The sequence below is a fragment of the Methanohalobium sp. genome, assembly GCF_018609725.1.
Lineage (GTDB): Archaea > Halobacteriota > Methanosarcinia > Methanosarcinales > Methanosarcinaceae > Methanohalobium.
The window spans coordinates 73,550-97,048 of sequence record NZ_JAHENT010000045.1 but is presented as its reverse complement, the minus strand read 5'-3'; the positions used below and the strand labels follow the sequence as shown (position 1 = coordinate 97,048).

The 23,499-nt window shown below is 38.5% G+C and carries 20 protein-coding genes and 1 tRNA gene; 14 read left to right on the top strand and 7 right to left on the bottom strand.

Annotation, left to right across the window (positions count from 1 at the left end; genetic code table 11):
• Positions 1–1,413: sodium:solute symporter (locus tag QZ276_RS02890; protein ID WP_292485109.1), on the bottom strand; the 1,413-nt coding region annotated here is incomplete at its 3' end.
• Between the two features lie 295 nt (positions 1,414–1,708).
• On the opposite strand from QZ276_RS02890, the gene QZ276_RS02885 reads away from it, so the two are divergent.
• The 3 genes from QZ276_RS02885 (at position 1,709) to QZ276_RS02875 (ending at position 4,909) form a co-directional block, all read left to right on the top strand.
• On the top strand, positions 1,709–2,962 hold the full coding sequence (locus QZ276_RS02885) for a DNA double-strand break repair nuclease NurA (protein WP_292485108.1): 1,254 nt from the start codon (positions 1,709–1,711) through the stop codon (positions 2,960–2,962).
• A complete protein-coding gene (locus QZ276_RS02880) occupies positions 2,955–4,769 on the top strand; it encodes an ATP-binding protein (protein WP_292485105.1) in 1,815 nt (604 codons plus the stop codon). Before QZ276_RS02885 ends, QZ276_RS02880 begins: the two co-directional genes overlap by 8 nt.
• A gap of 66 nt (positions 4,770–4,835) precedes the next feature.
• Positions 4,836–4,909 (top strand) — tRNA-Lys (locus tag QZ276_RS02875).
• A gap of 25 nt (positions 4,910–4,934) precedes the next feature.
• On the opposite strand, the gene QZ276_RS02870 is transcribed toward QZ276_RS02875, so the two are convergent.
• Positions 4,935–5,708 carry a sugar phosphate isomerase/epimerase gene (locus tag QZ276_RS02870; protein WP_292485103.1) on the bottom strand — a complete coding sequence of 258 codons (774 nt, stop codon included), beginning with the start codon at positions 5,706–5,708 and terminating at the stop codon, positions 4,935–4,937.
• Positions 5,709–5,711: 3 nt separating this feature from the next.
• The gene (locus QZ276_RS11450; RefSeq protein WP_342765694.1) at positions 5,712–6,695 is read right to left on the bottom strand and encodes an AAA family ATPase; all 984 of its coding nucleotides are present in this window, start codon (positions 6,693–6,695) and stop codon (positions 5,712–5,714) included.
• 187 nt (positions 6,696–6,882) lie between these two features.
• On the opposite strand from QZ276_RS11450, the gene QZ276_RS02855 reads away from it, so the two are divergent.
• From QZ276_RS02855 to fhcD, 9 genes are all read left to right on the top strand, one after another.
• Positions 6,883–8,316, top strand: coding sequence for a 26S protease regulatory subunit (locus tag QZ276_RS02855; protein WP_292485101.1), 1,434 nt, complete (start codon positions 6,883–6,885; stop codon positions 8,314–8,316).
• 275 nt (positions 8,317–8,591) lie between these two features.
• Complete coding sequence (locus QZ276_RS02850) at positions 8,592–9,140, top strand: pyruvate ferredoxin oxidoreductase subunit gamma (protein ID WP_292485099.1); 549 nt, start codon at positions 8,592–8,594, stop codon at positions 9,138–9,140.
• Complete coding sequence (gene porD / locus QZ276_RS02845) at positions 9,140–9,400, top strand: pyruvate synthase subunit PorD (protein ID WP_292485097.1); 261 nt, start codon at positions 9,140–9,142, stop codon at positions 9,398–9,400. Before QZ276_RS02850 ends, porD begins: the two co-directional genes overlap by 1 nt.
• On the top strand, positions 9,401–10,615 hold the full coding sequence (gene porA, locus QZ276_RS02840) for a pyruvate synthase subunit PorA (RefSeq protein ID WP_292485095.1): 1,215 nt from the start codon (positions 9,401–9,403) through the stop codon (positions 10,613–10,615).
• On the top strand, positions 10,612–11,490 hold the full coding sequence (gene porB, locus QZ276_RS02835; protein ID WP_292485094.1) for a pyruvate synthase subunit PorB: 879 nt from the start codon (positions 10,612–10,614) through the stop codon (positions 11,488–11,490). Before porA ends, porB begins: the two co-directional genes overlap by 4 nt.
• A gap of 37 nt (positions 11,491–11,527) precedes the next feature.
• Positions 11,528–12,166: an endonuclease III gene (gene nth / locus QZ276_RS02830; RefSeq protein ID WP_292485093.1), complete on the top strand. Its 639-nt coding sequence runs from the start codon at positions 11,528–11,530 to the stop codon at positions 12,164–12,166.
• 236 nt (positions 12,167–12,402) lie between these two features.
• On the top strand, positions 12,403–14,307 hold the full coding sequence (gene cooS, locus QZ276_RS02825) for an anaerobic carbon-monoxide dehydrogenase catalytic subunit (RefSeq protein WP_292485091.1): 1,905 nt from the start codon (positions 12,403–12,405) through the stop codon (positions 14,305–14,307).
• 17 nt (positions 14,308–14,324) lie between these two features.
• On the top strand, positions 14,325–16,313 hold the full coding sequence (locus QZ276_RS02820) for a heavy metal translocating P-type ATPase (RefSeq protein WP_292485090.1): 1,989 nt from the start codon (positions 14,325–14,327) through the stop codon (positions 16,311–16,313).
• 101 nt (positions 16,314–16,414) lie between these two features.
• Positions 16,415–17,311 carry a formylmethanofuran--tetrahydromethanopterin N-formyltransferase gene (gene fhcD / locus QZ276_RS02815; protein ID WP_292485088.1) on the top strand — a complete coding sequence of 299 codons (897 nt, stop codon included), beginning with the start codon at positions 16,415–16,417 and terminating at the stop codon, positions 17,309–17,311.
• A 43-nt stretch (positions 17,312–17,354) separates the two neighbouring features.
• Here fhcD and QZ276_RS02810 read toward each other — a convergent pair whose 3' ends face one another.
• Positions 17,355–18,743 (bottom strand): TraB/GumN family protein, encoded by a 1,389-nt coding sequence (locus tag QZ276_RS02810; RefSeq protein WP_292485086.1) that lies wholly within the window; start codon positions 18,741–18,743, stop codon positions 17,355–17,357.
• 56 nt (positions 18,744–18,799) lie between these two features.
• Positions 18,800–19,894 (bottom strand): CBS domain-containing protein, encoded by a 1,095-nt coding sequence (locus tag QZ276_RS02805; RefSeq protein ID WP_292485084.1) that lies wholly within the window; start codon positions 19,892–19,894, stop codon positions 18,800–18,802.
• A gap of 129 nt (positions 19,895–20,023) precedes the next feature.
• On the opposite strand from QZ276_RS02805, the gene gpmI reads away from it, so the two are divergent.
• Positions 20,024–21,598: a 2,3-bisphosphoglycerate-independent phosphoglycerate mutase gene (gpmI, locus tag QZ276_RS02800; RefSeq protein WP_292485083.1), complete on the top strand. Its 1,575-nt coding sequence runs from the start codon at positions 20,024–20,026 to the stop codon at positions 21,596–21,598.
• 15 nt (positions 21,599–21,613) lie between these two features.
• Here the strand turns inward: gpmI and fen are convergent, their stop codons facing one another.
• On the bottom strand, positions 21,614–22,630 hold the full coding sequence (fen, locus tag QZ276_RS02795) for a flap endonuclease-1 (protein WP_292485081.1): 1,017 nt from the start codon (positions 22,628–22,630) through the stop codon (positions 21,614–21,616).
• A gap of 89 nt (positions 22,631–22,719) precedes the next feature.
• Between fen and QZ276_RS02790 the strand changes: the two genes are divergently transcribed.
• Positions 22,720–23,058: a hypothetical protein gene (locus tag QZ276_RS02790; protein ID WP_292485080.1), complete on the top strand. Its 339-nt coding sequence runs from the start codon at positions 22,720–22,722 to the stop codon at positions 23,056–23,058.
• On the opposite strand, the gene QZ276_RS02785 is transcribed toward QZ276_RS02790, so the two are convergent.
• Complete coding sequence (locus QZ276_RS02785; RefSeq protein ID WP_292485078.1) at positions 23,036–23,359, bottom strand: hypothetical protein; 324 nt, start codon at positions 23,357–23,359, stop codon at positions 23,036–23,038. The genes QZ276_RS02790 and QZ276_RS02785 overlap by 23 nt on opposite strands.
• Positions 23,360–23,499: the final 140 nt, after the last annotated feature.

Sequence of the window (23,499 nt, the reverse complement as noted above, 5' to 3'; positions counted from 1 at the left end):
TACACCATGGCTTCTAAGAATCGGATGTATGGTTTGAAGATACGGCTGAGCCATAGAACCAGTGTTTGCAAGGTCTATCACAGTGAGTGTAATCTGGGCTATAGCTCCCACAATGAGACCTGCAATAGCACCTTCTTTTGTTGCTCTTTTCCAGTAAATTCCTCCCATTAACGGGAAGAAATAGGATGCGCTTGCGATATATGTTGCAATATGTATAGCATCAAGGATACTTGTAATATAAAACGATATTATAGTTGCAGATGCAACAATAAACAGTACACTTATTCTGTTAACAACACGCATCTGTTTCATTGTTGCATCGGGTTTTATAAATCTCTGGTAAATATCGCGGGATACACAGGAAGCCCCAGAGGTTGCAAAGGTATCGGTACATGACATGGCAGCGGCAGCAAGCCCTATTGCACTGAGCCCAACTACAAAAGTTGAAAATGAACTGTTTATAAACTGCAAAAGAGCGGTTTCTGCTCTTGCCATTCCTGCAGGAAAACCGGCTGCATCAATTCCTGGATAGAGTGAATTCAGCCCCAGTGCGATAACGGCACAGGCAGCAAATACAACAGTAATAAGGAACGCTCCAAGTGTCATTCCAAACCTTGCTGATTTCCTATCTTTTGCAGCCCAGACTCTCTGCCATGGATCCTGTTCGGTTATCCATCCGGGTATTATTGCAATCAGGAATATAAGTGCAAATGGTATACCCACAGAGAAAGGATTCCACCAGGATGAATTAACATTACCAAAGACGTCTGATACTGTCATTGCAGAAGATGCTTCAAATGCACCTGAACTGGCAGCTCCGACGGTGACAATAGCCATGGATATAACAAATAGTGATAGAAATGTAAACTGAAGGACATCTGTCCATACAACAGCAGAAAGCCCACCGAGGGTGACATATATTGATACAGCAATTGCGACAATGGCGGCTGCATAAATAGGGCTTAAACCAAAGAAAACTTCCAGAACAAGGGCAAACCCTTTGATGTCAGCAACTGCAAAAAGAATCATTACAATTGTAATAATGACAGCCACAGGGGCACGTATAGCACTGCTGTATCGTTGTTCAAGCAGTTCCGGTTGGGTAATGGCGGGAAGATGTTTGATTCTGCTGACAAGGATTGCAATTATTAAAAGAGCGAGGATATTGGGTACAACAAATCCCCATATCGAACCCATACCATTTAACAGATAAAGTCCTATAACAGAAAGTAAAGCTCCAGCTGTGAGCCATGATGCAGCAGCAGAAAATCCTACTCCTATTGACCCTATGTTTCTGCCGGCAAGCCAGAAATCCGTTATGGACTTTTGTCTTTTTGTAAAATACCATCCTATCGATACAAGTGCTGCCAGATAAACAGCAAGCATAATAAGAAATGTTTGATAGCTTTCCATAATGAAAACCTCGATGCTTTTTGTGCATATTGTAAAAATATTTAAATTTTGAGATATAACCTCTAAATTTGTAGATATAGGTTTTCTTATATAAGCAGTTTTAAAAATATAATTTACATTTTTTAATTTAACTTTTTAATCAGGCTGGATAATATACAACTGGTGGGGTAATTATCCTTTGGATATATGACTGGTATTGAAAACAAATAATACTGATTATTATCAATAGAAAGAATTATAAAAATAAAAGTTACAGTTATTTATATATTAAATCCATTAATCCCAATTATAAACCATGACCTTAGAACCAGTTCATATAAAAGAGATATCCCAGATTGCATCTAATATTGATGTTTCTTTAGAAGATGAAGATGAATCCGAAATAACAACCGATATTTTTAGTTATCTTCAGGAATTAAAATATAAAGGCAATATAGTACTCAAATCAATGGAAAAACTGTACCGTGGTAAAGTCAATGTGGAGTCCATAGCTCAATCCAGTGATCCATTTAATATAACCTATGCATGTGACAGCGGCAGTACCAATCCAATTCCATTTGATAGCGGACTATTTGTAGATTTCTGTCATTGTGCACTGGCATCTACACCTACTAATCTTGATTTACATATGAAACGTACAATTGTAGCCGCTACCTATAATCCCAGTGAAACTGTAACCATAAAAACTACACAGGGATGGGAGGAATTTGATGGTGGTTCAGGGCGTAAAAATATCATACGTATCCAGCCGGGGCTTTTGAACAAAAGAATTGGTCGTATGGTACATGATATAGCACTCTATCTGGCAGAATCTGAACATATAAACTGGATGCTTGATGGGCTGGATGATAATGGTGTATTGATAATGGATGGTCCAGTCTATCCAAAACGACTTATGTACTGGATGGTAGTGGAATCCGAAGATATCCAGATTCAATATGATCCGCATACAAAGACTATACTTCAAAATTATATTGACATAATGGACGAACATATAAAAAAACAGAAACCACTGATTGGATTTGTTAAAAATCCAGAGGACGTTCAGGTTATTCAGGCGATGAAACAAAACGGTATAAGGGGTATTCCTTGGACGATGGATGCCCAGTTTTTCAAAAACCTTCTTTCATTAAAAAATGATGAGGCAGATGAAAATAAAAATATTACCTATACTAACTGGTTCATTCAACCCAACAAATTCTACGAGCGAATGCTTAACACAACATCTCCTTTGGTAGAGGATACACTTGAACATGAATATCCTGCAGATGATTATTCATTAACCTTTTTTATGGTATATGTACCCTGGATGGATGTCATCTTCAAAATTGAATCGCCGTATGGACTTACCAAAAATGCAAATATAAGAGACATGATAAAACGAAAAGTCCTCTATGATATTTCTATAAACGGAATACCCAAAACATTATCCAAGGCTGATTCAATAGCAAAAATACGCAAATCTGAACGTGAATATATAAAACAACAGTTCAATGCTGGAATTGACACCTCATATAACGATATACGCTGGAGTGAAACCGATGTCTGAAGACAGGGATATCCTTTCTTTCTCATCAGAACAATTTGATTCTGAAGAAGAAAATGAGACCGATAATAAAGAAACGCAGCAATCCGATGATTTTGATTTTGAGGAATATAAAGTACCAGATGTAGATACTAATGATACAGACCACGCTTATGGTATTGTAACAACTGGTATAGAGCCAGTGGAAATTACTGAATCTGATGCAACTCTTACAGGGTATATAACAACAACCAGAAGGCAGGATGTACGTCTTGGAACCTATGTCCTTGTGCCCTATGGGGATGAAGATCTTTTTGCAAGAATATGGAAGTTGCGCTATATCCAGGAATTTGAAGTTGATGATGCAACAGAGATACATTCCCGAAGAATGTTAAAATCCAACACTACAGATGAAGAGGATTACAAATTTCTGGCATTTCTTGACCCTATATGTATACTGTACAATGAACCCGGAGGAAATGGTGAACAGCTTACACGCCGTATGAGTGACAGGATTCCCAAACCCAACACCTCAATTCTTCCTGTTGATGATAAAATCAAAATCCAGACCGGATTAAATATTCCGAAAGAGGGTATATTCTTGGGACATCTTAGTGTAGGAGGGGAACTTGTAAAAACCAGAGCTGAACCACCTACTGTACCTTATTACCTTAGAAATGATTATTCCATGGGAGATCCACTTATTTTTAGGCATATGCTTGTCTGTGGAAGTACAGGAACAGGTAAGACTTTTATGACAAAAAACATTCTTCGCCAATTCCTGAGCGATGATAATCGATATGTTCTGCGAAGTGATGAGAACAGGTGGAAAAACCCCTGTGTTGTAATAATGGACCCACAGGATGAATATTCCCAGGTGTATGAGGAAAATCCGGAAATAAATACACAGGATGAATACAGTTTCAATTCTGAAAATGTTGAATATGGTTCATGGTCTAATACAAGAACTTTTGTTGCAAAAGTGGATGGATACTCGTACAATGGCAAATCCAGAGCCCAGCAGGTAGAATTTACCATCCCCTTTGAACTTGTGAAAAACAATTCATGGCTTATTGCAGCGGCAGGTCTTACTGAACTCCAGTATCTTGCTCTTGATATTCTTCTTGAGGATTATTTCAAAAAGAGTGGTGAACATACCTACCGCGGATTCCTTGATTATATTGAAGACGAGGCAACAAGGTCAACTTATGTAGATAGCGGTAAAATCCATGAATCCTCATACGATGGGATTGTAAGAAGAGTTAAAAACCGGGCTTTTGAAAAAGTATTTGATCAGGATGCTCGACCTATCACTGATATCCTTGATGAGGTTTTCAAACCCGGTCAGGTTAGTGTGTTTCCTACAGAATACATCAATTCACCACTTATACGCGACCTGATTGTACTAACCCTTATGACCACAATTGTGGATAATAAATTAAGCACCTCGGGAGATGAGGCTGTAAGGAAAACTCCTATAGTTCTTGGACTGGATGAAGCACACCGCTATCTCGCAAAGGCATCAGGTGAACACTCAAGGCGAATCATTTCAAAATTTGCAGATGCTGCACGTCAGGGTAGGAAGGAAGGACTTGGATTGTTCCTGATTACTCAGGATCCACAGGATATAGATGATACGGTGTTCAAACAGATAAACACCAGAATAATACTCAACCTGACAAATGACAATGCTATCAACGCTTTAAACGTGCCCAATGAATATGAAAAACGAATCCCCTATCTTAAAAAGGGCCAGATGATAGTCTACAGTCCGGATAACAGTGATATAGTAGAGATTATTGGGTTATCAAAGTGTGTGGTTAAGCACTAAATAAATTTACCATCCGAAATGTATATATAACCACAATACGATATAAACACCGGCTTTGCCGATTATGGGCCGGTAGCTTAGTCAGGCAGAGCGATAGACTCTTAATCTATAGGTCAAGGGTTCAAATCCCTTCCGGCCCGCTGGTATTTTTTTAAAATAAACAAGTTAAATACTTTTAATGTTTTCCAAACTCTTTTTTCCATCTTCAAGAGTTCTTAATTCTGTAACATATCTTCCTTTATAATTCGATAAATTCTCTAATACCTTTTTCCAGTTGATATCACCAGAACCTACTGGTAGATGTTCGTCTTTTTTACCGTTATTATCATGGATGTGGATATGTGTAATCCAGTTTTTACATTCATTCAAAAAATCATCCACCATGCTCAATGTGTTTGCATGCCCAATATCAAAGGTAATACCCAGATTATCTTTGTTTACCGATTTTATGATATCTATCATTTCCTGGGGCTCTTTACCAAATATATGAGGAATGTTTGGCATATTTTCAACTGCAATCTGCATATTGTAGTCATCAGCATAATCACAGATTTTTTGCAGAGATTCGACAGTTTTATTCCAGGCTTTTTCCGGAACCTGTGCACCATGAGGGGACTTATATCCCGGATGAATGACTGCAAGGTCTGCAAATTCGGATGCAATTTCCAGATTATATCTCATCTGGTTCAGAACTTCTCTATGTATTCCGGGATTTAAACTGGAAAGGTTCAGGTCTGAAAATGGAAGGTGAATGGTTATATCCAGATTAGTGGTCTCATGCAGTTCTCTGACATTTTTTAGTGAATCATTATCCAATTTCTGGGAACCTTCCTGTACAATTTCCCATCCGGTATATCCATAATCTTCCAGTCCATAAACCCAGTTGAATGGATTATCGACTACTGAATGGGATGAAAAACTAAGTCTTTTGATGTTCATAATTTAGAATTGCCTTATTTCCATTTCAAATTTGGGTTTTCCCTCTTCAGTAGGGGGTGTCAACCAGTCAAAGATATTCTCCATTTCATCTTTTGAACTGGTGGTAATGGTAACATGTATAGATCCCAATGGTTCCTCATCTGCCGGAAAGTTCATCCTGCCTACTGATGCCACCTGTTTGTTAATAATAAAATGAGTGTATAAACCATCGATTGAAAGCCCTTCTTCCAGTTGCATTCTTCCTGTATCCAGTATTTTTTCTTTTCTAAACATTTCATGCAGATTTTTCAGAGTTTCAACATCACCAGTACCTGATAACCGTTTTTTGTGCTGCTGTGCGGTGTCCAGTGTTTCAAGTTCGATGTCACCAAAAATGTTTTTTATGGTATTTGCTACATAATTCTCATTTTCAGTAGGATTGACAACCGCAGAGACTTCCACCTCGACCATGAGATATTCTACAAGGGATTCTATTTTATTTCTGAACTCATCAAGTGTACCTGTATTTTCTATAACAATATCTGCAATTTCCATTGCTTTGTCCATCCCCCATCTGAGTTCTCTTTCATCCCGTTCTTTTAATTCATTAATATCAGCCATATCATCGCTTCGTTTGCGTTTTTGAACGCGTTTAAAACGTATTTCAAGAGGTGAATCAATAGATACCAGTGTAAATTTCTCACCAAACTCTTTTTTAAACCTTTCAACTTCAGCAATCCCGCGGATACCATCAATAGCTATCAGGTCTTCAGAGAGTTTCATTATTTTTGGAACACTTCTTTTTGCAACTACATCAAATCCCTCTTCGTTTCTAAGCTGGTTGGCAACACCACCGATATTAGCATCAGTTGGTTCCAATGACATTCTTTCTACTTCTTCTCTGATGACATCACCCATGTTGACGACCTTAATACCCAGTTTTTCCACAACAGATGATGCTTCAGATTTTCCAGACGCTGGCATTCCTACAAAAGCTATAATTTTCATGATTGTATCCTGTATTGTTTTTTATATATGATATAATCGTTCTGAACAAATAAATGTTATAGGTATTTGGATTTAACAGAACGAATATGAGAGGTTTATAAATATATTTCTGCGTTAAAAATTGTACTTATAATAAAAATAAATACCGGGCAGAAGGTTTATAAGTTTAAAAATACAACATTTAATTATGGCAGATTTTAAGGTAAATCTTGAAGATTTTACTAACAAAGATTACCGAGTTATTTTTAATTCATTGACAAAAAAAGAACCAGTAAGACTTACATCTTCCCTTAACATGAGAGAGGATTATGGAGTGGATCATATATCATCAGTAGATATAATACCTCATCAAGAAACAGATACCCTGTATTCAATAGGGACACGAATAGACCTTGGAGGGGATACAGAATCTGAAAAAATATGGCAAAGTTTTCTGGAAAATTATCAGGAAAAATACAGTATAACTGGTTTTGACAAGGATTACAAACTGTTTTACGGTTCCAACTTGTACACTCTTTCTTTTCTTACAGATATAAAACGTTCAGCCTATCTTTCAACTACAAACAATCTCAATCTTGAAATGCTGAAGGATAATATCCCACCGTTTTTTGAAATACTTGAGGATTACATTAATACAGTCTATGATGTATCCGAGGAATATATTGATTTTAGCCTCAAACCGCAACCAACACTTAGAACCTATTATTACAACGAATCTAATGACAGAATGGCTGAAGAAAAAGGAAGTGAATCTGAAAAATTTGAAACCATATCACCTGAACAGCTAAATGTCAAGTTTGATGATATCGGTGGGTGTGAAGAAGCCAAAAAGGAGCTGGATATGGTAGCCTATGGTATCAAGTATCCCTATGTATTTGAGGAATACCAGGCTGAACATCCTCATGGGATACTGCTTTATGGTTCACCGGGTACTGGTAAAACCCTACTTGCAAAGGCAGTTGCTACAGAACTTGAAACGCCTTTTATTCATGTGCATGGTTCTGATATAGTATCCAAATGGTATGGTGAAGCCGAGCAAAACATCAAAGAAATGTTTGAAGTAGCAAGGTCAAGACCTCATACAATATTGTTTATAGATGAAATCGATTCCATAACACCTGCAAGAGAAGGTTCGCATGAGGCAACACAGAGGATAGTATCAACCCTGCTGGATGAAATGGATGGTATAAAAAGTTCTGATGATGTCATATTAATGGGGGCGACAAACAGACCTGAAAGTATTGACAGTGCGTTTATGCGTCCTGGAAGGTTCGATAAAAAGGTACGTGTCCCACTGCCTGATATGGAAGCTTTAAAACAAATCTACAGCATCCATCTGGAAGGTAAAAAACCAGAGAAAAATATAGATTTTGAAAAGATAGCATCAAAAAGCGAGGGTTTCAGTGGTGCAGATGTTAAGGGTGTAGTTGACCTGTGTATAAAGAAAAAGATAAGTACACTTAGAGACAAGCTTTCAGAAAAACCTACCAAAAATGAGGTAAAAAACCTCGCAGAACCCATTACCACTCAGGATATTTTGAATGCTATTGAAGAGTATCAAAAAAATCTGGAAAACCTGAGGGCATTTGGGACCCCAGGACACATACCTGGATATATCTGAATAATTTCCTGTATCAAAAATACTAATTAACTTTATTTTTTAATCGTGTTATTTAGCGTTACCTTTTATTATCCACCAAAAGATTAAATATGATTTTACACAATTAAACATTGCAATTATGGCAACATTCTTAATTAATATAGGAATTAACAATGTTAAAAGTAGTGATTTTAAATATTAATCGGTTATGAGGCAAAAATAGTATTTATATATTAATATTTGCCTGCAATATCAAAATTATCTACTATTTCCACACATGGTAATGGAGAATATAAATGAAAGAGATACGAGTACACGGCCGAGGAGGACAAGGATCCGTTACTGCTGCTGAATTGCTTGCAATAGCAGCTTTCAGTGATGGTAAATTTAGCCAGGCGTTTCCATCTTTTGGAGTAGAGCGTAGAGGTGCACCAGTACAGGCGTTTACCAGAATTGGGGATAAACCCATAAGATTGAGAAGCCAGATATATGAACCGGATTATGTTATAGTCCAGGACCCTACGCTTATCGACATAGTCGATGTTGCACATGGTATGGATGAAAACGGAATTGTAATAATAAACAGCGATTTTAACCCTGAAGATTTCAATCTTGATACAGATGCCAAAATAATGACAGTCGATGCTACAAAAATCGCACTGGATGTCATCGGTCGTCCGATTGTAAATACAATACTTCTGGGGGCTTTTGCAGGAGCAACTGATGAAATAAACCCTGAATCAATTAAAGAAGCTGTTAAAGAGAGATTCCCTGGAAAGATAGGGGACAAGAACGCTGAAGCAGTACAGAAAGCCTACGATATGATAAGGGAGGGCAATAAATAATGACAATTTCTGCAGGCGGTGTCTGTGAACCCGGCACTACTAAAAATAACAAAACAGGCGGTTGGAGAAACTATAAACCAGTTTTCCTATATGATAAATGTATCAAATGTAAGCTCTGCGAACTTTTATGTCCAGATGAAGCGATTGATCCCAGAGAAGATGGATTTTTTGAATATAATTATGATTACTGCAAAGGGTGCGGAGTCTGTGCAAACGAATGTCCGGTTTCAGCAATTGAGATGGTTTTGGAGGAGAAATAAATGGTTGAACTTCGAAACATCACAAAAGATATGATGACAGTTGTAGAAGGGTCATACGCGGTTGCACATGCAACCAAAGTATGTAAACCCAACGTGATATCAGCTTACCCGATAACTCCACAGACCCATATTGTAGAGGAACTTTCACAGTTTATAGCAGATGGAGAAATAGAAAACTGTGATTATATCAATGTAGAATCAGAATTTTCTGCATTATCAACTCTTGTAGGTTCATCTGCTACAGGTGCAAGAACTTATTCATCAACAACATCCCAAGGTCTTGCACTCATGCATGAGGTACTGTTCAATGCCTCAGGTATGAGGTTGCCGATTGTGGTTACAGTGGTAAACCGTGCATTGAGTGCACCTATTAATATTTGGAATGACCAGCAGGATTCTGTATCAGAAAGGGATTCTGGATGGATACAGCTTTATGCTGAAGATGTTCAGGAAGCGGCAGATATGGTAGCACAGGCTTATAAAGTAGGGGAAGACCCTGATGTGATGCTTCCTGTAATGGTCTGCATGGACGGTTTCCTTCTCTCTCACGTATATGAACCGGTGGTTTTGCTTGAAGAAGACCTGATAGATGACTATCTCCTGCCGTTTGATCCTAAATACAAACTTGACCCGAAAGATCCGAAAACATTTGGTGCTTTTGCACCACCTGCAAGCTATACCGAGTTCAGATATGCTCAGGAACAGGCAATGTCAGCAGCACTTGACAAAATAGAAAAAGCTGCAGATGATTTTTATGATGTATTTGGCAGGTATTACGGAGGTCTTATTGACGAATATAAAACAGATGATGCTGACATCATAATAATGGCAAAAGGTTCTATAATAGGTACAATCAGGGATGTAATCGACAACCTCCGTGAAAATGGCGTGAAAGTAGGATTATTGAAAGTAAGAGCATTAAGACCTTTCCCGAAGGATGCTATAAAAGAAGTAGTAAAAGATTCCAGTGTTGTTATAACACTTGATAAAAACATTTCACCCGGTGTTAATGAAGGAGCACTCTGTACAGAAACCAAGGCATGTATGTACAACTCTGATATTAACGTGCCTGTAATAGGATATATGATTGGTCTTGGTGGGCGAGATATACCCGAAGATACTATCGAAAATATAGTTGACGAGGCAAAAGAAGTAATAAATTCAGGTATTTCTACTGAAAGTCAGTTTACTGACCTAAGGGAGGATTTGATATGAAAGAAAGTTTGTTCTGTTCAGGACACAGTGGATGTCCTGGTTGCTGTGATGCAATGATTTCAAAATTTGTACTGAGAGGAATCGGTGAAAATTGTATAGTGTCCACCCCTACAGGTTGTCTTGAGGTGATGACCACTCCTTACCCTGATTCGTCATGGAACGTACCGTGGATACACTCCCTCTTTGAAAATGCAGGCGCTGTAGCATCAGGTATTGAATCAGCTTGGAAAGCCATGAACAAGGATGATGATACAAAATTCGTGGTTATAGCAGGAGATGGAGGTACTGTAGATATAGGTATGCGTTCAATCTCTGGTGCATTCGAACGAGGGCATGATATTACCTATATTTGTATGGATAATGAAGCTTACATGAATACAGGTGTACAGCGAAGTGGAGCAACACCCTATGATGCATCAACCACTACCAGCCCGGCGGGCAAGGAATCCTTCGGAAACGAACTCCCGAAAAAGAATATGCCCGAGATAATGGCGGCACACGGTTCACCTTATGTAGCAACAGCATCACTTGCTTATCCCAAGGATTTGATGAAAAAAGCCAAAAAGGCAGCTGATATTGAAGGGCCGACTTATATACATGCACATGCACCATGTACAACAGGTTGGGGGTTTGACACTTCAAAGACGGTAGAAGTCGGTAAACTGGCAGTACAGACAGCACTCTGGCCTATGTACGAGATGGAAAACGGTGAGATAACCCAAGTTAGAAAGGTCAAAAACCCAAAACCTGTAGAAGAATATTTGAAACTACAGCGCAGATTCAAACATCTTTTCACCAAAGAAGGTGGAGATGAAGAAATTAAAAAGATTCAGGAAACTGCCAATTTCAATATCAAACATTTTGGGTTGCAATAACCCAAATTCTTTTTTCTTTTCCAAACTTGGTTAAATTATGCCAGAGGATAATACTAATAACTTTGAAAAAATATGGTCATTGCTACAGAAGGAATATCCCAATACTGAGCCTGCATTACGTTTCAATAATCCTTTTCAGTTATTAATAGCAACTATACTTTCAGCACAGGCAACGGACACACAGGTAAATAGGGTAACAGAGCATTTGTTTAAAAAGTATCCTTATGTGAATGACCTTGCAGAAGCCGATATAAAAGAACTGGAAAAAGATATCTATTCTACCGGATTTTATAAGAACAAAGCCAAAAATATCAAAAAATGCGCCCAGATGATTAAATCCCTTTTTGACTCAAAAGTACCTGACAATATGAATGATATGCTGGAACTTCCGGGTGTCGGAAGGAAAACTGCCAACATCATACTGTCAAGGGGTTTTGGTGTGTACGAAGGAATTGCTGTTGATACTCATGTAAAACGTCTGTCTCAAAGGCTTGGTTTAACTCAAAATAAAACACCAGAAAAAATCGAACAGGATTTAATGAAACTTGCAGATAAAAAAGACTGGGATGCGTTCTCACTGACATTAATCCATCACGGGCGCAAAATATGTCATGCGAAAAATCCTGAATGTGAAAATTGTGTAGTAAATACACTTTGTCCATCCAGCAGTGTTTAAATCTTGTTGTAATACTTTAGTTATCCAATAGAAAAAACGTTCTCCAGAAAACCTTAAAGTATCTATTATATAGATGACCCTGACTAAGATAGGTTTCATACTAACAGGGATATTTGAATGATAAAAAACTATATTAACTCAGCTAATACATTATTTAGAGGGGAGTTAACATCGTCAACATGAAAATTTTTTGTTGATGGTGTCCTTAACCCAGGTTATAATCAAGAGGGGGTTTTATGGAAAAAGACAGAATTTCTTATCATGATTCGGTATTAAAAGTATATAACAGAATAAAAGAAGATGGTATGGACAATATCTGGGACAGATATGAAGCACAGGGGATGGGAGGAGACCCTGATAGAAGATGTCCATTCTGCCAGAAAGGAATAAGATGTGACCTATGTTCAAATGGCCCGTGCCGTGCAGACGCATCCAAGGATAAAAGAGGAGTTTGTGGGATAACAGCAGACGGAATGGCAATGCGGATGATGTTGTTAAGGAATGTCATGGGGGCATCCACCTATCAGTATCATACCGAACAAACAATCAAAACATTAAGATCAACGGCACTGGGTAAAACACCGTTTGAAATTAAAGAACCTGAGAAACTGAAAACATTTGCTGAAAGATTGGGTGTTGATACATCGGGTTCAACAAGTGATATCGCAATTAACCTCTGTGATTTTGTAGAGTCCGATTTCAACAGGGAATATGGAAAACCCAGCAAGATAGTGGAAAAACTTTCCCCAAAAGAGCGTCAGGATACGTGGGATATATTGGGAATATATCCTGACGGTATCCACAGTGAGATGATGAGGGCAACCAGTTCATGCCTTACAAATGTGGATGGAGATTATGAAAGTCTTACTTTTAAAGCGATGAAACTCGGACTTGCAATGGCTTATCAGAGCCAAATCGTCAATGAATACTGTCAGGATGTTATATATGGTGTTCCAAAACCTCACAACATGCGTGTTGACCTTGGCGTTCTTGATCCTGATTACGTAAATGTCTTGCCCAACGGACATGAACCGTTCCTCGGATTTGCACTGGTACAACAGGCAAGAAAACAAGAATGGCAGGATAAAGCAAAAGAAGTTGGTGCTAAAGGTTTAAGAATCATTGCCAATATTGAAACCGGTCAGGAAATGATTCAGAGATGGGACATGGATGATGTATTCTATGGGTTTACTGGTAACTGGATTATGCAGGAAGCAGTTCTTGCAACTGGCAGTGTTGATGTGTTTGTATCCGACATGAACTGTTCCATGCCAATAGACCCAAAATATGCGGAAAAATACAATGTAAGACTTGTACCGGTAAGTGATTTGGTATCATTTGAAGGTATTAATGAACGTATTAATTATATTCCTGAAGAGGCTGAAAACCAGGCTAACCAGCTTTTACAGATGGCAGTTGACAACTTCAAAAACCGCAGGGAAAATACTAAGCCTATAACCGATTTGCCGATGAATGAAGCAGTAGTAGGCTTTTCTACAGAAAGTATTTTAGATACACTTGGAGGAAGTGTTGAGCCCTTGCTGGATGCTATTAAGGATGGGACTATCAGGGGAGTTGCAGGTCTTGTATCCTGTACAACACTGAGAGATTACGGTCATGATATGCACAGTATAGATGTTGCTAAAGAATTAATCAAAAATGATGTGCTTGTTCTTTCAATGGGCTGTGGTAACGGAGCAATGCAAGTAGGAGGTCTCTGCAGTACAGATGCACAAAAATTTGCAGGTCTCGGACTTAAAAAGTTATGTGAAAAATTGAACATACCGCCTGTATTGAGTTATGGTACATGTACGGATACTGGACGATTGGGTGACCTGCTGGGTATAATTTCCGGAGCACTTGGTGATGTAGCCATGCCTGACCTTCCAGTAGTTGCCACTGCTCCCGAATATATGGAACAAAAAGCTACAATTGATGCCATGTATTCGGTGGCTCTTGGTTTATACACCCATGTGAATCCTGTACCCACTATTACAGGAGCACCAGGACTTGTTAAACTCCTGACAGAAGAGAGTAAGGATATAACCGGTGGAATGGTAGATGTAGAGACAGATACAACAAAAGCTGTAAATTCGATGCTTGAACATATTGAAAACAATCGTAAAAAACTTGGTATTTAAATAGAAAGGATGAAAATATGGATGATGAAAAGATGCATCATGGGGCTCATCAGAACCATCATGCAATGATGATGGAGGATTTTAAAAAAAGGTTTATCATTTCTACCATCCTTACCATCCCCATTTTTTTGTTATCTCCTTTAATCCAGCAATTTCTGGGTATTAATATAGGGTTTACAGGTGACCAGTACCTGCTCTTTGTTCTGTCAACTGTGGTGTTCTTTTACGGTGGTTACCCTTTTTTAAAAGGAATAGCAGATGAACTGAATAAAAAAGAGCCTGGGATGATGACGCTGATAGCGGTGGCTATAACGGTTGCCTATGCCTACAGCAGTGCAGTGGTTTTTGGACTGGAAGGTAAGTTCTTTTTCTGGGAACTGGCATCACTTATAGATGTAATGCTTCTGGGTCACTGGATTGAAATGAAATCTGTTCTCAGTGCATCCCGTTCAATGGAAGAACTGGTTAAACTTATGCCTTCTGAAGCTCACAGAGTCAAATCAGATGGTGGTGTGGAAGATGTATCATTAACAGAGATTCAGGAAGGAGATATAGTACTTGTAAAACCGGGTGAAAAAATACCTGCTGATGGAGACATTGTAGAAGGTGAATCCTCTCTTGATGAATCCATGCTCACTGGAGAGTCCAGACCCGTTTCAAAAAGTGTAGGTGATGAGGTAATAGGTGGTTCTATAAACGGGGAAGCCTCACTTAAAGTAGAGGTTAAAAAGACAGGAGAAGATTCCTTCCTTTCACAGTTGATTAACCTTGTACAGGAAGCCCAGGAAAGCAAATCCAGAACCCAAAACCTTGCAAACCAGGCTGCACTCTGGCTGACAATAATAGCACTCAGTGGAGGGGCTATAACTTTCGCGTTATGGATTATTGTAATGAACACAGACCTTGCTTTTTCACTTGAACGTTCGGTTACTGTAATGGTGATAACCTGTCCTCATGCACTGGGACTTGCTATTCCACTGGTGGTGTCTATTTCATCCACACTTGGTGCAAAAAACGGATTATTAATAAGAGACCGTTCCGCCTTTGAAAATGCACGTAACATCAATTCCATTCTTTTTGATAAAACAGGAACTCTTACAAAGGGTGAATTCGGAGTTACTGATACAATACCCTTTACAAATGATTTGGATGAGAATCAGATTCTTAAATACGCCGCTTCATTGGAATCCAATTCTGAACATCCGATAGCAAAAGGTATAGTATCATCATCTGATGAGTATTTTTATGTAGAAAACTTCCAATCAATACCAGGTAAAGGTGCTGAAGGTAAAATTGAAGGCAGAAATGTTAAAGTTGTAAGCCCGGGATATCTGGATGAGAACGGTATAACTATTCCTGAAAGTAAACATATAGCTAAATTGAGAAGTCAGGGCAAAACAGTGGTATATGTCCTGCTGGACGATGAATTAACAGGTGCGATAGCTCTTGCCGATATTATCAGACCGGAATCAAAAGAAGCGGTTTCAAAAATTAAAAGTATGGGTATCAGGTGCATGATGCTCACCGGTGATAATGAACAGGTCGCCAGCTGGGTGGCTAATGAAGTAGGTCTTGATGAACATTTTTCTGAAGTACTTCCACAGGACAAGTCAAAAAAGGTCAAGGAAATCCAGTCCAGAGGATATATCGTAGCCATGACGGGTGACGGTGTTAATGATGCTCCTGCGCTTGCACAGGCTGATGTGGGAATTGCCATAGGTGCAGGTACAGATGTAGCCGTTGAAACCGCAGATATCATCCTTGTAAAGAGTAATCCAATGGATGCGGTGTCCATATTGGGATTGTCCAGAGCTACGTACAAAAAAATGATACAGAACCTTTTCTGGGCGACAGGATACAACGCAGTTGCAATCCCTCTTGCAGCAGGCATATTATACAATCAGGGAATTCTGCTGTCTCCTGCTGCTGGCGCAATTCTTATGTCGCTTAGCACTGTGATTGTGGCAGTAAATGCAAGATTTTTATCTTTAAATCCTGACTTTTGATATACAGAGCATTGAATTAGGTAAATTTCGAAGAGTATATGTAAGGTAACACATAATGTAAATACAATACCAGAATATAGTACTATATAAGGGGTGTTTTTATGGAAGTTAATGGAGTAGAAGTAGAAGAAACATTCGCAGAAGCGTTTCCTATAAAAGTTAGTAGAATATTGATAACAGCCGCAACTAAATACTGGGCAAAGGTTGCTGCACAGGAAGCTACAGGATTTGGGACATCGGTTATCATGTGTCCTGCAGAGGCAGGAATTGAGAGGTTTGCAAACTGGAACGAAACACCTGACGGCAGACCAGGATATTATATCCAGATATGCAATTTCAGTTATAAAGACTTGGAAGATCAGGTACTCAAGCGTCTTGGACAATGTGTTCTGACTGCACCCACAACAGCGGTTTTTAATGGTCTCCCTGAAGCTAAAAAACAATTCGACACCGGTTATAAACTCAAGTTCTTTGGGGATGGAATGGAATCCGAAACCCAGATACTTGATAGAAAGATGTACAGCATACCTATAATGGAAGGTGATTTTCTTATAGAAGAGTCCATAGGAGCAGTTGAAGGTGTAGCGGGTGGTAATTTCTTCATCTTCGGAGATTCACAGATGTCTGCACTTAACGCAGCACAATCAGCAGTTGAAGCAATAAATAAAATAGAAGGAACAATTACACCATTCCCTGGTGGTATAGTTGCAAGTGGTTCCAAACCCGGTGCAAACAAATACACATTCCTGAAAGCAACTGCCAATGAAAAATACTGCCCGTCAATCAAAGACAAAGTAGAAAGCAGCATGATACCTGAAGATGTCAATGCTGTGTACGAAATTGTAATTAATGGACTGGATACTGATGTTGTCAGTGAAGCCATAGAAACAGGTGTCAAAGCGGCAGTAACATTACCGGGAATTAAGAAAATCAGTGCTGGAAACTACGGTGGAGACCTTGGACCTCACCAGTTCTACCTGAAAGAAATCTTAAAATAAGTAATAGGTGGTTAAAACTTAACCACTTAACTCTTTTTTATTTTTAAAGCCCGATATTACGCAGCCCAGTATGGATTACTTCTGTTGGGTCAATGCCTGTAATCTGGAGCATCACATATACACCCAGAAATGTACCTATCATACTGCCGATATTGGTAAGTGCGGCTACAAGAACAACCTTGAAAAGTCTATTGTTAAACATTTGTTCTTTTGTTTCCATCTGGGTTATTGTCTTGAAATCCTGTTTTCTGGGTTTTCGCTGTTTTGCTTCCATCAGTCCTGCAAACCATCCTGCTGCCATCATTGGGTTAAGGGATGTGAGCCATGCAGTAGAAAACGCAGTAAAGACTGAATAGGGATGTCCTCGGGCGATAAATGTACCACCGGCACTCAGGGTCCCGTTTATCAGGAACCACCCACCAAAAGCCATCAGTAATAGCTCAAGAGGTGTTCCTGACAGGATAATAAGCAAAAATGTAGCAATAGCAAGACCAACAATTGCAAATCCAAAAGCTTTTGTTATACTAAATTTTCTTTTTTTTGGAAGGGTATTCAGTTCATTAAGAGATGGAATTGTATCTGGCTGTGAAAGATACTTCTGGATACCTGATTTGTGCCCTGCACCTACCACAGATATGATTTTTTTACCAGTACCTGCGTTTGCTGCAACATTAACAAGACTGCCTGCAATATAGGCATCCCGCTCATCTATAAGGACTTCTGCAGCTGTAGGTGCAATTTTTCGCAACTCTTCTACAAGCATTGTGACTACATCCTGATTGGTGATGTTGTCCATGTCCACATTTTGCATCTGTTTTCCGCCAACACCAACAATTCCACCTACAAGAGATCCTATCATCTTTATTTTTTCAAAGAACCCCATTTTGTTCCAGAACCGACGAAGGGTGATCTGGATGTCCCTGTCAACAAGGGCTATATCCGCACCGATTTCTTCGGCTGCATCAATAGCACTAATCATTTCAGAACCGGGTTTAACACCCATTTCTTTCCCGATTTTCTTCTGCATGTAGGCAAGTAGCCATTGCATCAGAAAGAAATAGATTTTACCTTCACCTATCAGTTGTTTTATAGAAACCTCTTCATTGGATTTATCTTCACCTTTTAACCCTTCGTATCGGCTTCTGCAAAGTTCTACTGCGACTATATCGGGTTTCTCTTGCTTTATAGAATCAACAACTTCGTCAATACTTTTTTGTGATACATGTGCTGTACCGATAATTTTTATCTGTGTTGGTTTGCTGGAGTCTTCTGGGGCAGAAGTATTATGGTTTTCATCTCCCATATCTTTGTTTTCAGTTACATCCTCTTCTTTAACAATGCTTGAAGACTGGGATGTAGTATGATATTTATACATTGTATAATCTGGTTGTGAATTGTTGATTTTATTTTCTGAATTTATTTCTTCATCCATTCTATTCTCGCCTTTGAAGACTACTATCAAAATTAATAATGGTATCGTATAATAAATCAGGAAGCTTCTTCCATGAATCTCAGTGTTCTTATAAGGTCTGTTCTTGATACTATGCCTTTTAGTTCACCGTTATCAATAACCAGAAGTCTACCTACATTGTTGTTTGATACCTGTCTAAAAGCATCAGATGCATTTGTATCCGATGTTGTTGATATGATATCCTTTGTCAAAATATCGGAAACATGCATTGCAGACCGTTCTTCAGGCATTACTTTACGCACATCTGTAAATGAAACAACACCTTTTAAATTATTTCCTTCCATTACAGGATAGCCCATATGTTTTTTTTCAAACATGAAATCAAGCAGTTCCTGTATACTCATCGATGGAGTAACCGTTTCTACATCGGTGGTCATTATATCTTTCACGGTGTATTTTTCCAATGTGACAGAAACAGTTGTTGATTGGGCTTCCTGTGAAGCACCTATATATATAAAAAATGCAATCAATATAAGCCAGGGGTTTATCAGCAGACCTATCAGTCCCATAAAAACTGCAAAAAATTTACCAACTGATGCAGCTCTTTGTGTTGCTCTTATATAGGACATCCTTCTTGCAAACCATGATCTTAAGATACGTCCGCCGTCCATGGGGAATGCCGGTATTAGGTTAAACATTCCCAAAACGATATTTATTGAACCTATAATGAAAAAGACACGGTATGGGAATCCTTCTGAAAAGTCTGGTAGTAGGGATGACAGTCCAAAATTTAACAGTAACAAAGTTCCACCGATGATGAAACTAACAAGAGGTCCTGCAAATGCCATTTTCCCTTCTTCACTGGGGTCTCTTGGTATTTCTTCCATTGATGAGACTCCACCGAACAGATGTAGGGTTATATTGCTGATTTTGACACCGAATTTTTTTGCAAAAAATGAATGTCCAAGTTCATGAAGTACAACAGAAGTAAATAGAAGTATGGCTGTTATAAAACCGAGTACATATTGTACAGGAGGTTCCACATTTCTATATCCGAACGGTTCAGGAGCAATTGAAAATACGGTTGCAAATAATGGTAATATCAACAGAAATGAAATATGTAACCGAATAGGTATACCCATAACATAGCCTATCTGAACGGATGTTTTCATATTTGTTAATATGGTTTAAACCTTATTTAGATTTATCCATCAAAAACCGACATTGTTGCCTGTTTATTGTACATTTTTAAAGCCGTTAAAAACAACGCATTTAAGACCAATCAAAACAATCAGTGTTATATGACAGAGGATAAAGGAACAAAAATCAGTGGTAAACATCCGGTTTTGTTGATGATACTGGATGGATGGGGATATCTTCCCAGAAAAGAAGGTAATGCTGTATTTGCAGCAAAAACTCCCAACCTTGACAATTTACTGAATAATCATCCCTCAACTATTTTACAGGCATCTGGTGAGGCAGTGGGGTTGCCGGAAGGTCAGATGGGAAATTCGGAAGTAGGTCATCTCAACATCGGAGCTGGGAGAGTGGTATATCAGGATTTTACAAGGATTAACAAATCAATTGAGATTTCTGAAATTTATGAAAACAAAGTATTAACAGATGCAATAGAAAATGTCAAACAGAACAATTCTAAAATCCATCTGATGGGTTTGTTTTCCTATGGTGGAGTTCACAGTCATATGGATCATGTCCATGCACTTGTAAAAATGTGTGCGGATAAAGGTGTTGATGAAATCTACATTCATGCGTTTCTGGACGGTCGTGATGTATCTCCATACGCGGGTCTTGATGATATCCGAAAGAACGAGCCATTTTTACAGGAGAAGGGTAATGCCAAAATTGCAACGGTTTTAGGTCGATACTATGCAATGGACAGGGATAAAAGATGGGACCGTACAAAGCTTGCCTATGATGCACTTACAATGGGTGATGGACTTTATGCAAAAGATGCTGTTACTGCTGTCAGGGAAAGTTATGATAGAGGAGAAACCGATGAATTCGTTAAACCGACAGTTATAACCGATGATAACGGAAACCCTACAGTTACTATCGATGATAACGATTCAGTAATATTTTTCAATTTCAGACCTGACCGTGCCAGACAGTTAACATATTCGTTTGTACAGGATGATTTTGATGGGTTTGAGAGACAGAAACATCCAGATATATATTTTGTATGCATGACAGAGTATGACAAGACTCTTGATGTTCCTATAGCCTATCCACCAGAAACCATTGAAAATACACTTGGCAAGGTTTTAAGTGAAAACAATTTAACTCAGCTTCGAACAGCAGAAACCGAAAAATATGCACATGTCACATTCTTTTTAAACGGAGGTATTGAAACTCAGTTTGAAGGGGAACATCGGTGCCTCATTTCTTCACCAAAAGTAGCAACCTATGATCTAAAACCGGAAATGAGTGCTTATGAGGTCACAGACGACCTTGTTCAAAGAATAAATTCGGGTGATTATGATGTGCTTATAGTAAATTATGCAAACATGGATATGGTAGGTCATACAGGTGATTTTGATGCAACTGTAATTGCTGTAGAAGCGGTTGATGATTGTGTGGGTAGAGTAATCGAAACCCTCAAACATTCAGGCGGAAGAGCTTTTATAACCGGAGACCACGGTAATGCTGAGCAGATGCAGGAGTATGACGATGGCTCCAAAATACATACTGCACATACTTCCAATCCTGTTCAGTGCATATACATTGATGATAATAGTGATTGTGAACTTTCTGGTGGTTGTCTGTGTGATATAGCACCTACAATACTGGAACTTCTGGGTATTAAAAAACCCAGAGAAATGACAGGTGAATCCCTGCTAACCAAGTGCAGGGATTAACCCCTACTAAATTAATCAAAACCACTGATCAAGTGTCTTCTGATGAGAACCAAGTTTCGAATCAAGACGGTCGCATGCTTTTGCCACACGTTCTTCTGAAAAATCATGTTCTTCACAAAGGAACTGTATTATTTTATCTTTGTCCGGTCTATTCCACTTAAGCTGGTAATCATCGGTGACCTCTGGGTTCATAAAAAAATCTTTAATCTTATCAACATTCTCTATCTTTTGCCCGGTTTCATTAAGTATTGATTTAATATCATCGTGTGCTTTTACCAGTTTAAGAGCTCTTTTCGGACCGATTTTTTCCAGACCTTTATTGTAATCTGTACCTACACATAGGGCAATGTCAATAAGTTTGGAATGTGTAACCCCCAAAGATTCCAGATTTTCTTCCATGTCAATAGTTTCGGGTTTTAATTCAATGTATGTATTTTTACCGGGAATTTTCCGTTTTCCTGTTATTGTAAGGTTTCTGATAACATGGGGAGCACCGAATAGAAGCGCATCATAGTCTTGAGACCCCACATAATCCGCATCACCTTTTTGAACCATGTGAGCCGCCTGTGCTTCACCTTCAGAAGGAGATTGAAGGTACGGAATACCCATAGAGTCAAGCAGATATTTAGCATCATCAAGGATTTGATCATCTATTCTGGCAGAACCCTGTGCATATTTATAGGCTTCTTCTGTCAGTCCTTTCTTCTTTGCCTCATTCCATTTCTGGTTTGCGTTTTCGCGTGATTGCTTACGCTTTTCAAGAGTTTCTGTTTTAAAATCAGGAGGTTTTCCGTCAAAAACAAAAACAGGTTTGATATCTTCTTCTACCAAATTTGTAATTCGGTACAAAATACCTGATAAGTGAGATGTCGTTCTACCTTTTGAATCCTGCAGTGGAGTGCCATCACGCTGCCGTATAATACTTAGAAACTGATACAGAGTATTGTATGCGTCTATTGCAACAGTTTTGTTTGAAAGGTTGGGTATTTCAACCTCTTTTTTGTGTAAAAGATCTCCTATATCAACGCCCATGATTTACCTTTATTGAATCTCTTTTTATTTAATTATTGATTAACATGTAACAATAACTATCTATTAGAAACTCAATCAATCAGTGATATATGAGTGTAGAAACATCTGATTACAGCGTTGACCTGACCCAGCCGTGTGTTGATGACCCCAGCAAATATATAGCCCAATCAAGATTTGGCAAAAATATATCAATGGATATTTTATGCCAGATATTACAGCAATACCTTAACTCGGGCTCAATATCACAGTTGAGCTGTTCTGAAAAACTAGGGGTGGCAAGGTTTGATTTTATGGACAAGACCATTATACTTTATAAAAGCGGTAAAATAGATATCAGGAGGACATCAGGTGTAGAAGATGCCAGAAATACTATGAAAAATGTGGAAGATATGATTTCTGGGTCATTTAGCGATACTTTTTCCGATTAAGCTCATCCATAGCGTTGTTTACAGAGTTTTGAACATCACCAATCCTCTTGTCCAGATTGTCTTCTACACTCTGTATGTTTATACGCAATGAACGCTCCTTTGCTTCCATCATCTGCTCAATATTTCGAAGCCGGGTTATTATGGATAGTATCAGTACAGCCAGTGAACCGACCATTACGATGGCTGCAAATATTATCAGGGGGTTCTTTGAACTTTCACCAAACCTTCCAAGCCACTGATATGTCAGTATGAAGGCGGATATTACCATAATAACTGAAAAGACTATATCCCGTGTTTCCATTGTTTTTCACTCTTTTAACCTAAGTCAGTTATTTATTTCTGTTTTAAAAACTATTGAGTAGATAATTTATATAATTTCTGTTATGTAACCCAGGCATAGTATTAAATATGGGGCAAATACTCTTGGGAAATCAGCTTATT